This is a genomic window from Paenibacillus sp. 23TSA30-6, assembly GCF_014858585.1.
Taxonomy (GTDB): Bacteria; Bacillota; Bacilli; order Paenibacillales; family Paenibacillaceae; genus Paenibacillus.
Window position 1 is genome coordinate 135,577 of the sequence record NZ_SLTL01000004.1, and the last position, 13,249, is coordinate 148,825.

The following is a 13,249-nucleotide window of genomic DNA, read 5'->3' on the forward strand; positions in this document are numbered from 1 at the left end:
ATTCGCTCCTAACTTTCGTCAGACTTGCGCCGTGTAAAGATACGAATTGGAGTTCCCTCAAAGTTGAAGGCGGCGCGAATTTTGTTCTCCAGATAACGCTCGTAAGAGAAGTGCATCATTTCCGGATCATTGACGAATACAACCATCGTAGGCGGCTTAACAGCAACCTGAGTCACATAGTTAATACGCAGACGGCGTCCTTTGTCAGTTGGCGGAGGATTAATCGCAACCGCATCGGAAATAACATCGTTCAGCAAATGCGTCTGAATACGCAAGACATGCTGCTGCGCCACATGCTGGACAACAGGGAGCAGCTTTTGCAAGCGCTGCTTTGTTTTCGCAGACAAGAACACAATCGGAGCATAGGTCATGAACAGAAAGTGATCGCGAATTTTTGTTTCAAACTGGCGCATCGTTTTGTCGTCCTTGTCCACGACATCCCATTTGTTCACAACAAACAGCGAAGCTTTACCCGCTTCATAAGCGTAACCGGCAATGTGCTTATCCTGCTCAATAATGCCTTCCTCGCCGTTAATAACGACCAGCACGACATCTGCACGCTCAATAGCACGCATGGCACGCATCACACTATATTTTTCTGTTGTCTCATATACTTTACCACGTTTACGCATACCCGCCGTATCGATCAGTACATACTTCTGACCGTCTTTTTCAAAAGGCGTATCAATTGCATCACGCGTTGTACCTGCAATGTCACTAACAATAACCCGTTCCTCTCCAAGAATGGCATTAACGAGCGAGGATTTACCTACGTTCGGGCGGCCGATCAAGGCAACACGGATAACATCTTCATCATAAATGTCCTCTTCCAGCTCAGGCAAATTGGACGTGATCGCATCCAACAGGTCACCAATACCTATACCGTGGCTACCGGAAATGGCAATGGGGTCGCCGAATCCATAGGAATAAAACTCATAAATCAGATCCGCACGTTCCAGATTGTCCACCTTGTTTACAGCCACAATAACAGGCTTGCCCGAACGATACAGCATTTGGGCTACCTCTTCATCAGATTGCGTAATCCCTGCCTTCGCATCACTCATAAATACGATCACATCTGCTTCTTCTATAGCCAGTTCAGCTTGCATCCGGATGGATTTCAAGATTTCATCTTCTCCATCAATCTCAATGCCGCCAGTATCAATAATACTGAAGGATTTACCGTTCCACTCCGATATACCGTAAATACGGTCACGGGTGATTCCAGGCTTATCTTCCACTATGGATAAACGATCCCCGATAATCCGATTAAAAATCGTGGATTTACCCACATTCGGACGACCGACAATAGCCACAACGGGTCTTGCCATAAATTCACTCCTCCTGTCAATTCTTCCGCTATCATCATAGCAAAAAACATGCCTGTTAGCGATATTGTCACGTAACAACAATCGGCGAACCCTCTGGGTCCGCCGATGGTGTACGTTATGCTTATAAAGTGTATTGATTCAAACTCATTTAAATTTGTTCAGTTTATCGCCAAAACGTTCGCCAAGCGTAATGCTCAGACCGGAATTGTTCAAAGAAACGTTCGGATTGTTCAGTTCCTCACGAGGCGCGCGGGATGCACGTGGCGCTCTTTCTGCTCTTGGAGCAGCTTCTGGAGCTTCCTCAGTTTCTTTAATGCTCAGGCTAACACGTTTTTCAGTAGGACTCATTTCAAGAACTTTAACCTTAACTTCTTGTCCTTCTTCCAGAACTTCTTGTGGAGTTCCGATGTGTTTGTGGGAAATTTGGGAGATATGAACCAAACCTTCCACGCCAGGAGCGATTTCAACGAATGCACCGAAGTTAACCAGACGTTTAACAACGCCTGTTACAACGTCTCCATTGTTAAATTGTCCAGCAGCAGATTCCCAAGGACCAGGCTGTGCAGCTTTCATGCTCAGGCTGATTTTTCCTTTTTCAGGGTCCACTTTCAGGACTTTCACTTTTACTTGTTCTCCTTCAGAAACCGCATCGGAAGGTTTGTCGACATGAGTCCACGCAATTTCAGATACGTGAACCAAACCATCCACGCCGCCTACGTCAACGAAAGCACCGAATTGAGTGAGACGTTGAACCGTACCCACGATTTCTTGTCCTTCTTTCAGCTCAGCCATTACTTTAAGCTTGTTGGCTTCGAATTCTGCTTCCAGAACGTCTTTTTGAGAAAGGATCACTTTGTTGTTCTCACGATCCAGCTCTTTTACGACAACACGCAATGTGCGGCCTTTATAATCGCTGAAATCTTCAACGAAATGGCGTTCTACCATGGATGCAGGGATAAATCCGCGCAGACCCACGTCTACAACGATGCCGCCTTTAACGACATCATTAACAACCACTTCAAATACTTCTTTGCTTTCAAACAGTTGCTCCAGCTTTTCCCAAGCATTTTCACTGTCGATTGCACGTTTGGACAGGACAAGTTTTTCTTTGCCATCGTCGATGCTAATAATTCTAGCTTCAACCTCTTGGCCTACTTGTACTGCTTCTTCTGCGTTATCCAAACCAGAAGACAACTCGCGAATTGGAATAATTCCATCGTATTTATATCCAATGCTTACTACCGCTTGGTTATCTTCCAATTTCACGATTGTACCTTTAACGGTGTCACCTTTTTTCAGGGAGACGATTTGATCGAGCTCGTCTTGATTTGCCGCTTCAGCAGCTTCTTGATTTTTAATTTCTTCCGACATGTCAATACCCTCCTCAATTCAAAAAAAACCATTTATTTAAACCTGCGCATGGCAGAGTTCAAAACATTGTTAAACTTCTGTTCTAGTTTTCCGAGATTAGCCACAATTCATGCAAGCCTTTCAGTTATTCGTAGGCTCACCGGTTTCTCGCATTGTACGAATACGAGACATAATCTCTTCTGTTGCCAGCTCAAGCGGATCTCCTTCGATAACGGCACCTTTTTGGTAAGCATCCAAATTAACAGGTTTGCCGTATATCACTTTCGTTTTACGGAAAAGCTTGTAATCACCAACAATGGCGACCGGAACGGCAGCCGCTCCACTACGCAGCGCAAAGCTGGCAGCACCCTTTTTACCGATTCCCCCGGCTCCTCTGGAGCCTTCGGGAAAGATCCCCATAACCTTGCCGTCACGCAAAATGGTCAAAGCCAGCTTAATGGATTCCTTGCTCACACCACCGCGTTTGACCGGAAAAGCTCCCAGCTTGTCGATTAACGGACCAAGTACAGGAGTATTAAATAGCTCGGCTTTCGCCATAAAGTGAACCTTTCGATCCAGCAAAATGCCAACTGTAGGAGGGTCCAGATTACTAATATGATTAGAACACAACAGTACTCCACCCTCAGCAGGAACATTTTCCCTGCCTACCGCCTCAAGTCTGAACAGAAAGCGGTATATGAGACGCAAAATACGGACGCATACAGCATATATCATTGTCTGATCTCTCCATCCTTCGCCGTGGTGCAGTAAGATACAATGGTATCGACGACATCCTGAATGCCCATATGGGTCGTATCCAGCACGATAGCGTCGTCACTGCAACGAAGCGGGGATACCTCCCTCTCCTCATCAAGCTTGTCACGCGCCGCAATGTCACGTTCGAGCTGCTCCAGAGTGATATCATCAGCTCCGCTCAGTTCTTTAAACCGGCGAGAGGCACGTTCCTGAACACTTGCGGTCATAAACACCTTGACTTCAGCATCAGGAAGCACAGTAGTTCCAATATCGCGACCATCCATAACGACACCTTTACGTGCGGCCATTTCACGCTGGTTTTCAGTCAAACGCGAACGTAACCCCGCAATACTCGAATACTGTGACACCTTGCCTGTCACTTCCATCGAACGAATCACTGTCGTTACATCTTCCCCGTTACAATAAACCTTTTGGCCTGTAGGGTCCGGTACTAATTCAATCACCAACTCAGGCACATATTGAAGCACTTTTTCTACATTTTCCGCCGGAATTTCCTTGCACATCATGTACCACGTTGCTGCCCGGTACATCGCTCCGGTATCTACATAAACATAAGAAAGTGCTTTCGCTACCAAGCGGGCCACCGTACTTTTCCCTGCACCAGCAGGTCCATCAATGGCTACATTTATTTTATTACTTGAAGATCCATGCTGCCTTGCCAACGGGTAATTCCTCCTAACCTAACCTCAAGAAAAAAGCAGGCATTGCCTGCGACGTGAAAATTATACCACACATTCAGAGTTGATGCAAAATGAACGGCAGGTTAACAAAAAAAAGAATAAACCGGGATGAATGCTATCTCCCCCTGAATTCCAACTGACGCTCAAAGCAATATTTAATCAGTTTTTGACGCTCCTGGTCAGCAATTTCCTCATATTTCAGCATGATCATCCTGCGACCGTTTTCCATTTGCTGAATACGTACAATTTCGGATTGGAACGGGACATGCTCCTGAGTTCCATTTTTATAAGGGACCAGAATCCAGCAGGACAATGATTCACCTTCTTCCAGATGATGCGAGCCTTGAGTCTGAAAAGAAACGCCTCCACCGCCGACATCATGCGTCTCAGCTACAAACCTTGATTCGTTTGATCCATACTTCACCGCTATTTCCAGGTTGGCCTGGACCCGTAGAAAATTTCGACGCTGAATTTTACTGATACTGTCTGGGGCAGGCTTGTGAATGCGGACCATCCGGAGCACATCCTCTTTAAAGCCGGTAACGTGGGTATTGAAATAGTTTTTTATCCCGCCCTCGCTCATAAAAAATATCGACAGTTCTTCTCCCAAAAACAATTTTTTCAGATGGCCGCTCGTTTGAGACATAGGTACTTCTATCAGAAAGTTCTGGGACTCCTCTTCCGCAATACGCGACTTAAATTCAAAATGTTCGTCCGTATGATCGGTACCAGCCACTTGTATGTATAGCACATCATTAATTTCAGGAAACAAACCGCCCACCATCCTTGTCCATTTAAAAGCTGTAATAAGGTATATAATACCACGACTTTGTACCCATTTTAAACATTATATTTGTTATACCTATGTCAAAAGCACAAAAAACCTCCTTCATAAAGGAGGTTTAGCGTGACTAATGGTTCATTTTTACGTATTTATCCTATTTGCAATTAAACATGACTTGCTGAAGCCGGTTCGTCCGAATCTTTAACTTGTTCAATCGTTTCTTCCATCCCCGTATCAGCGTTAATGTAGATTCGGTAAATGGAACCGTTGATTTTTCCACCAAATTCGTAGCACAGAACCTCTTTGGACAGTTCATTTTCAATCAGTGCTTTCCGGTGATAAGTTTCACGAAACTCAGGATTCAGCTTCGCACGTGCTGCCTTCACATCCAGCTTGGCCTTCGGAATACGGCGGAGATGGCTGTGCTCGAACACGTAGTCACTCGACTGAAAACCGGTCACTTGTCCGTTATCGAGACCGGATCTAACTGTGATTTTTTCTGGATAGATAATCACATCCCCTTTTTGAGTGGCAAATGTGATGTTGGCTAAATTTCCACTTTCATCATAAGAAACAGGCTTCATCCCTGGATATCCCTTACGTTGGAGATATTCACTTGCATAGCGTACCGCCTCATTGCGAGTTGATTTTTTCGGCCCAACCGTTCTCATATCATGATAGGAAATAAGCTTGCCACCTTTTTTGGTAAAATCCATAGTGGCTACAGGTTTCTGTTTGTTATACAGGGTAGCTGTATAAGATGCCCATTCCGTGCCTTTACCATTTTCATGGACACGAATCTGGCTTTCCGGTTTCCCGGTAAATTCAGCCGCACTCCGCTTAATTTGCTCTGCGTTCACAGCAGGAAGACTCAGCTTCTTCACAGAGCGTTTATCATAGATGCTAGCCACGGATGGTCCCCAATCCAGCTCCTTATAATTCTCTACTTTTTTGTCTACGGATTGGAAGCCGTCAATAATGGTGTTGTCCTTAGGCCCGGTCTGGGAGCCTGGCGCTGTATCGACATCCATCCAACGCAAATTTTTGCTGAGGACTTTTTGCCGTACTTCGTGCATATTTTTCGAAATTTCTTTGGAATTAGTGTATAACGTTTTCAGATTCGATAATTCTTTCTCATTCAAAGGCTCGTGATCCAAATCACGGACAGATGTCTGATACGCAAATGCAGATAGATGCGACAACAGATCCTTGGCATGATTAAAAGGCATCACATTGAGCGGCAACTGGTTGACCTCATTTTGAGCCTCGCTCGTAATTCTCCATACATTCATCAGACATTTGCGGTGCATGGCGTGTGACGTGTTGTGAACTGCAATAGCGTTCCCGAGTTGTGAATGCAACTGATCCATATGAAACGACAAATCATGAAACGCACGCTGATATTGATTTTCCGCTTTAATGGACATGCTATTCGCCTGAAGAGACACCTCTTTTCTCATCTGGCTTTCCCGATAACCCCACACAAATGCTCCTATCATAATCAGGGTAACAATCGGAAACATTACAGTACTAAGTCGTCTATACATATTGGGAGTCTCCTTTCTTCAAGTACACTACCGATAGTGTGACAAGAAGAATGCTCTCTTATGCATGGTTTTCCATAACTTCGACAATAAACTCACAGTTATCGCAGATACAGCGCTTAAAGCCGGTCTGAACACGCCCTTGCTCCATCCGTCCTCTCAGCACGAAACGTTCACCACACCTTTTACAATGTATTCTCACTTTAATACGCAAAAAAAAGACACCTCTTTCTCTAACAGGTTTGTCAGATCAGTGTGCCCCAAATTGTTACATATTAACCTTTTCCTCCCGTTTGAATAGTCGAAATGGAGATCGGTTGTTGGCCCGACTGATTTTCGCCATCCCTCCATACCAGAGAAATGCCATCAGAGGAATGATAAACCAGATCCAGTCATGCGAAATTGTCGTCAGAATCAGGTCGTACATTCCATGCCAGAACCATGGAAGCACCAATGACAGAAGCAACATATATTTGCTTTTCCAGTCCTCTGCAAACTTGGCCTTCCCCATGTAATAGCCCATCATGACTCCAAACATTGCATGACCAGATACCGGAAGCAATGATCTCATCAGCATCATGCTAACAGAAGCGTGGCCCGCCCATGCGTACAGCAGATTTTCAACGGTTGCAAATCCAAGCGAGATTGCGGCGGCATACAATATACCGTCATAAGGTTCATCGAACTCGGTGTGATTATATATAAAGTGGTACAGCAAAAACCATTTGAAAAACTCTTCCACTCCGGCCGAAATGCCGAACACCTGAATTAACGTGTTGTCCCCCAGCCAAAGCAGCAACCCACGTTGAAAAATCATGACAGGCAGTACCACCAAAAAGCCGAGCAAAAACACTTTGATAACCATGTGCAGCGGCTCGGATTCATATCTGTCCTTCAAGTAAAAATACATTAATAAGGCGAGACCCGGCGCAGTTGCTGCCGCTAAAACAGAAAACAGAAGCACCGATCATCCCTCCATAAAAATGAGTCGGCCCTGCATTCAGCGCAGAGCCGACAAAGTCACTTCGATATTACTTTTTTTAAGCCTCATTAAGAGCGGCTGTCAAAATGAGTGCAGATGACGTCAATCGCCTGTTCAGGAATGACCAGCTTGCCATACTCCTCCAGCATTGCCGGTGTTACGGATGAGCCTTCCCCAAATTCAGCAAGAACCGCGATCAAGGCCGCAAGCTTGGGCTCTTCCACTTCTTCCGGCTCCAAATGCAGAATCCATTTTCCTCTATAATGATACAGCTTACCTGCATCCGTGGTGTTGCTACGGAGCATGTGAGCCGCTTCTATGAGTACTTCGAAATCGCTAAACGCGTAGACGATGGAATCGCTGTGTTCCAGCGTAACTTCCATTTCGTAGACTTCCTCCGGAAGCTCATCATCGGGACCCGAGCCATATTGTTGGTGGTCGTATTTCCCCCGAGTGACGATAACTACCATGCCCTGAGCAGGAAGCGCAAATACTTCGACAGCTAACGGTCCCGTGGCGTCGAAGCCCAGCTCACTATATGCCTGATCCATCATTTCGGTGAACAGCTCATGGACTCTTGGAATTTCTTGCCACATGTCGTCTTTTTGAATACCGCGTTCGCTCAAATCGTCAAAGGTAAGGAAAATCCGTATCTTGTCCTGGCTTAATCTTTCTATTTTCATACTGGACCCTCCTCCTGGCAGCCGAGTGTTATTAACAGATTATGATGCATTTATGGTGCCTGTGATGAAAATGGTTCTATGTAATCATGTTATCATTTTATAATCGTAAATGCACGAAATAAAAATGATAAAAAAAAGAATCATTTGAACGGCTTTTACAAAAAAGCCGCAAAATGATTCGAGATAGAGGTTCCGGGTTACAAACCCGGTACGGCTGTATGAGTTTCTTTCAGGATTTGCTCGACCTCACGCTTAACATCGGGACTGGTGCTGATAAAATCTTTAATCAGCTTCATATTTTCTTCTTTAGTTTGGGCTGTATGGGCGCTGTGAGCTGTTTTATCTGTTGTGGAACGGTGATCGTGATCCTTATGGGTGTCTTGCTTGTTAAGCGTAATATCACCCATTCCGGGGAACGCCGCGTCCATCATTTTGGTACGGGCTTTTTGAACCAGATTACCGCCTTTTTTCCCATCCATGTCCATAGATAAGCCTAACATACTGCGGTTACGGGAGATCATAGTGCTCGCCACTGCGCCCAAAACGATTCCCAGGAAAAATGAAGATGTTTTCACAATTAGAACCTCCCTTTGTGGTAGAATCAAGCATAGTGTTCGTCAGCAGAGACAAACTCATACGGTATAAATACAGGAAGGTGAGATGAATTAATGGGTACAAAAACAGCAGCCATTTTGTTGACCGCATGTCTGCTGCTAAGTGCTTGCACTGCGGCCAAGCCAGAATCGGCAGCCACAAGCAATAACCAGACCCCGGCAACGTCTGAAACCAGTGACAACACAGACAAAGGGCAGGGCGCAGCTTCTTCCCCAACCAACAGCAGTGAGCAAGCAGGCAGTAATCATGGTAATAACTCAACAGCCCAAACAACGCCGCAAACTGGCAAGACCGTCGCCGACAGCAACGAGGCTACAAATTCAACGGCTACCGTTAACAAAACGTATCATTTGGACAAGGCTTACAACGTGGTTCCTAACCAACAAGGGGCGGAGAAAAAGGTTGTTTTACTAACCTTTGACGACGGACCCAAGGAAGCGGTCATGATCAACAAAATCATTGACATACTGGACAAGCACAAGGCGAAAGCCATTTTCTTCGTAAACGGTTACCGCGTGAAGGAGCACCCTGAGCTGCTCAAGCTCATTCATGACCGTGGGCAGCCCATCGGCAACCATAGCTGGGATCACATCGTGCTAAAGAACAAATCCGAGGCCGAAGTGAAGAAACAAATTGAATCGGTGCAAAAAATTGTTAAGGATACAACGGGGCAAACGCCGGTGTTCTTCCGTCCTCCTCATGGCGCAGGTGGGGATGTCAGCCGCAAAGTTGCCAAAGAAAACGGACTTTTGTACATGACATGGTCCGTCGGTTCGCTTGATTGGACGATGAAAAAGAGTCAGCCGAATAAAACCGATGCACTTCTCAAAAATGTGACAGAACAATTACATCCGGGCAGCAATATTTTGATGCATGAGCTACCTTGGACCGTAGAAGCGCTGGATAGTCTGTTGACTCGTCTGGAGCAAAAGGGTTACCAATTTGTCGATCCCCAAAGCATTGAGGTCCCTGCCAGCTAACAGGCCCTTGTGTTCGTACTTCTATTTTCGATCCTGAACGATTGCAAAAGAGCCTCCATTTCCCGCAAGTCACAAGCGGGTAAGGAGGCTCTTTTGGCGTAAGTACAAGCGATGACACAGGCTTATCATTACCAGAACATTTCACTAATGGAAGGTGCCCCTTTGATGCCCCACCACAGCAATGCTGCTGTAATGAGTACAAAAAGTGTGCTCAAAAAATTTAAAAACCACTTGCTCACCCGGATACGGCGGGACGGAAACATTTCTGCCCGTGTCCGGTACTCGCTGACAGGAGCATCCTCCTCCATCGTCACAGCAACTTCCGGTGCAGCAGCAACTTCCGGTGCAGCAGCAACGTGAGCCAATTCCGGTGCGGGCCGTGAAGCACGGGAGCGAGCCGGTTTTGGACTGTTCTCTTCCTTGCTCTTGCGTCCATTTCGGCGGCTGCCATAAGTCTGCACTCTGCTAAGTTCCTGATTCATGCTTCATACCTCCGAAAACGTAGCGCCAAACCGGATATGAGGTCAATCACAAAATGACAAATAATCGGCGCCCACAGGCTACCGGTCTGCACGTATATGTAGCCCAAACCGTAACTGCTCAGAAAAACCCAGCCTGTTGGAATCCAATGCCGCAAATACCGGATGTGGATGACCGCAAACAAGATACTTGTCCAGTAAGGCCCAAAGCTGTACTGAATCGCCCCTCTGAACAATAGTTCCTCACAGATCGAAACGATGGCTGCTATACATACAATATGCCAGATGGGGCGGTTTTGAAACAGCATCTGGTTAATGCCCCCGTCATCCATAGCATCCTCGGGCATAACCCGCGACAGGAGCAGGTCCACCAGCAGCATAGCCGCAGCCAGTCCCAACCCCCACCATAAAACATGCAGACTGTTCGGCCACGCAAACAACTCCAGCACATTTCTTTTCTGAAAAATAATCCAGATTGCGCCGACCATCAGGGTCAATCCCTGGGTTAGATACAAATTGTAAAGCAGCAAGCGGTCATTCAATTCATGAATTTGCGCTCTTTTCCATTTCACTTTAAGCTTTTTCATAGTAGTTAGTCCTCTGCATAGTCTTCTTAAGCATCATAGCCAAAAAGTCGAACGGATTCAAGAAGGCTTAAAACTTATTATTCTGCATTCTATAGCTATGTATCTAGCCCGGTGTCCACACATGTCACATGTCCTATTGACATGTCCATGTAAGGCATGATACATTATGAAAAAATTATTAGCGACAACAACAATGATGGAGAAAAGGTATTGATTTCGTCCTCAGAGAGCCGGTGCTTGGGTGGAAGCCGGTGGCGAAGTAACTACTTTCAGCGCTCCTGAGTTATTGCACCGAAGCCTTGGGATGATATCCCGGCATTAGATGCAATCGGCAGAAAACCGTTATCCTTTCGGTCATATTTATGACCGCTGAAGGCAGTCCGTTGCGAAACGGCTGCGAATTAGGGTGGTACCACGATAAACTCTCGTCCCTTACTATGGAGATAGTATGTGATTCGGGAGTTTTTTTGATGCCCGGAAACCGCCAAGCGGTTCTGCATATGACCTTTTTAACCGTCAGTTAGGTGCATAATGCTATTTCATCCCTTTTCTGCGTCAATGCGTTATCACGTTAGTGCTGTCCGCGATCTTCTGTTTTTTTCAGAAGCATTTCAAGTTTTTCCACGTTCTTTATGGAATGTATTTCAGTTTGAAGTACATCCTGTCCATAAAAGAAGTTAACTTTGAGGAGGAAACCAAAATGTTTAAAGTGTTAGTATCCGATCCGATCAGTGACCTGGGCATCCAGCAACTGATGGATGCAGACGATGTCACGGTGGACAAGAACACAGGTCTTAGCGAGGACGAATTGGTTCAAATTATTGGTGACTATGATGCACTACTCGTTCGTAGCCAAACCCGGGTAACCGAACGTATCATGACAGCAAGCAAGAACCTCAAGGTTGTCGGACGTGCCGGTGTCGGAGTGGATAACATCGACCTGGAAGCAGCAACACAACGCGGAATTATCGTCATTAACGCCCCTGACGGCAACACGATTACGACATGTGAGCATACTTTTGCCATGATGATGGCTCTGGCGCGTCATATTCCACAGGCGTATGCTAAAACCATCGGCGGTACATGGGATCGTAAAACGTTTCTCGGTGTTGAGCTGCGTAACAAGACGCTTGGCGTACTCGGTATGGGACGCATCGGCAGCGAGGTAGCCAAACGTGCCAAAGCCTTCGGCATGAGCATTCTCGGCTATGATCCGTTTCTGACGGAAGAGCGCGCTGAGAAGCTGGGCATCAAGCTGGCAAGTGTGGACGAAATTATCCGCAATGCAGATTTCATGACGGTACACACACCGTTAACACCGGAAACGAAGCATATGATTGCCCGTCCGCAGTTTGAAGTGATGAAAAAAGGGATGCGTATCATCAACTGTGCCCGCGGCGGCGTTGTCGATGAAATGGCTCTCGTTGAAGCCATTGATGAAGGCATCGTTGCCGGCGCAGCCTTTGACGTATTCGAATCGGAGCCGCCAGCACAGGATCACCCTTTCCTGAGCCATCCGAAAATTATCGTTACACCGCATCTGGGTGCATCCACAGTAGAGGCTCAGGAAAATGTAGCGATCGACGTATCCGAGCAGGTGCTGCACATTTTGCGTGATGAGCCGTTCAAAAATGCGGTCAACATGCCTCCGGTGCCATCCAACGTGATGACGCAATTGCAGCCGTATTTCTCGCTTGGCGAGAAGCTGGGCAGCTTTGCCGCTCAAGTGACAAATCAGGCTGTACGTGAAATCCAGGTGGATTACGCAGGTGATCTGTCTTCTGTAGATACACAGCCGCTGACACGTTATATTTTGAAAGGTGTGCTCAGTCGCCATCTGGGCAGCGATGTTAACATTGTAAACTCGGTCCACCTTGCCAAAACACGTGACATCCATCTTGTCGTGTCTCAGGCTCCGGCTACCAAGGGCTTTACCAACCTGATTACCGTCACGCTCAAAACGCAAAGCGGCGAGGAGCAACGTGTAGCGGGTACCCTGCTCGCAGGCTATGGCGAACGTATCGTCCGGTTGAACCAGTTCCCGGTGGACGTGGCACCAGAAGCGCATTTCCTGCTTATCTCCCACAATGACAAACCCGGCATTATTGGCCGTGTCGGCACTCTGCTCGGGGAGAACGGCGTGAATATCGCCTCCATGCAGGTAGGACGTAAAATTGTCGGTGGTGAAGCCATCATGATTCTGACTGTTGATAAAGCCGTTCCTAAAGACGTGCTAATCCAACTGGTTGGCTTGCCGGAACTGAATACCGCTCAAGAGGTGGTACTCGATTAAGCTATCAGCAATGCTGAATAATGTTAACATGCTTTGCCTAATCAGAGAGGCGCCCGGCGAACCGGGCGTCTTTTTTTATATATCCACGATCCATATCCGTGACCAGCATTAGACCTACCTGTTCTGAGAAGCTGAATGTTCCACGTTGAACAAGATAAATGTTG

At 46.5% G+C, this 13,249-nt stretch carries 13 protein-coding genes and 1 other annotated feature; of the genes, 2 read left to right on the forward strand and 11 right to left on the reverse strand.

Going from position 1 to position 13,249, the window contains the following annotated elements; translation table 11 throughout:
• Positions 1-8: 8 nt before the first annotated feature.
• The 9 genes from der to E0698_RS05235 form a co-directional block, all read right to left on the reverse strand.
• On the reverse strand, positions 9-1,331 hold the full coding sequence (gene der / locus E0698_RS05195; protein WP_025682256.1) for a ribosome biogenesis GTPase Der: 1,323 nt from the start codon (positions 1,329-1,331) through the stop codon (positions 9-11).
• A gap of 144 nt (positions 1,332-1,475) precedes the next feature.
• Positions 1,476-2,702, reverse strand: coding sequence for a 30S ribosomal protein S1 (gene rpsA, locus E0698_RS05200; RefSeq protein WP_134913836.1), 1,227 nt, complete (start codon positions 2,700-2,702; stop codon positions 1,476-1,478).
• A 120-nt stretch (positions 2,703-2,822) separates the two neighbouring features.
• Positions 2,823-3,416 (reverse strand): lysophospholipid acyltransferase family protein, encoded by a 594-nt coding sequence (locus E0698_RS05205; RefSeq protein ID WP_149093584.1) that lies wholly within the window; start codon positions 3,414-3,416, stop codon positions 2,823-2,825.
• Positions 3,413-4,120, reverse strand: a complete 708-nt coding sequence (gene cmk / locus E0698_RS05210; RefSeq protein ID WP_192510833.1) for a (d)CMP kinase — start codon at positions 4,118-4,120, stop codon at positions 3,413-3,415. Before cmk ends, E0698_RS05205 begins: the two co-directional genes overlap by 4 nt.
• Before the next feature lie 133 nt (positions 4,121-4,253).
• Entirely contained in the window at positions 4,254-4,910 is a 657-nt protein-coding gene (locus tag E0698_RS05215; protein ID WP_134913830.1) for a flagellar brake protein, read from the reverse strand.
• Between the two features lie 176 nt (positions 4,911-5,086).
• Positions 5,087-6,469 (reverse strand): germination protein YpeB, encoded by a 1,383-nt coding sequence (gene ypeB, locus E0698_RS05220; protein ID WP_192510834.1) that lies wholly within the window; start codon positions 6,467-6,469, stop codon positions 5,087-5,089.
• Between the two features lie 265 nt (positions 6,470-6,734).
• Positions 6,735-7,430 (reverse strand): glutamic-type intramembrane protease PrsW, encoded by a 696-nt coding sequence (gene prsW / locus E0698_RS05225; RefSeq protein ID WP_192510835.1) that lies wholly within the window; start codon positions 7,428-7,430, stop codon positions 6,735-6,737.
• 86 nt (positions 7,431-7,516) lie between these two features.
• On the reverse strand, positions 7,517-8,131 hold the full coding sequence (locus tag E0698_RS05230; protein ID WP_014282120.1) for a genetic competence negative regulator: 615 nt from the start codon (positions 8,129-8,131) through the stop codon (positions 7,517-7,519).
• 197 nt (positions 8,132-8,328) lie between these two features.
• A complete protein-coding gene (locus tag E0698_RS05235) occupies positions 8,329-8,706 on the reverse strand; it encodes a hypothetical protein (RefSeq protein ID WP_134913827.1) in 378 nt (125 codons plus the stop codon).
• Positions 8,707-8,799: 93 nt separating this feature from the next.
• Between E0698_RS05235 and E0698_RS05240 the strand changes: the two genes are divergently transcribed.
• Positions 8,800-9,726 carry a polysaccharide deacetylase family protein gene (locus E0698_RS05240; RefSeq protein ID WP_192510836.1) on the forward strand — a complete coding sequence of 309 codons (927 nt, stop codon included), beginning with the start codon at positions 8,800-8,802 and terminating at the stop codon, positions 9,724-9,726.
• A 128-nt stretch (positions 9,727-9,854) separates the two neighbouring features.
• Here the strand turns inward: E0698_RS05240 and E0698_RS05245 are convergent, their stop codons facing one another.
• Together E0698_RS05245 and E0698_RS05250 are read right to left on the reverse strand one after the other, a co-directional pair.
• Positions 9,855-10,208, reverse strand: a complete 354-nt coding sequence (locus E0698_RS05245; RefSeq protein WP_192510837.1) for a hypothetical protein — start codon at positions 10,206-10,208, stop codon at positions 9,855-9,857.
• On the reverse strand, positions 10,205-10,792 hold the full coding sequence (locus tag E0698_RS05250) for a type II CAAX endopeptidase family protein (protein ID WP_044646802.1): 588 nt from the start codon (positions 10,790-10,792) through the stop codon (positions 10,205-10,207). The genes E0698_RS05245 and E0698_RS05250 overlap by 4 nt, the downstream gene beginning before the upstream one ends.
• A gap of 184 nt (positions 10,793-10,976) precedes the next feature.
• Positions 10,977-11,228: a binding site (T-box leader), on the forward strand.
• Between the two features lie 264 nt (positions 11,229-11,492).
• Here E0698_RS05250 and serA point away from each other — a divergent pair.
• Positions 11,493-13,085, forward strand: a complete 1,593-nt coding sequence (gene serA / locus E0698_RS05255) for a phosphoglycerate dehydrogenase (protein WP_192510838.1) — start codon at positions 11,493-11,495, stop codon at positions 13,083-13,085.
• The last annotated feature ends 164 nt before the right edge of the window (positions 13,086-13,249 follow it).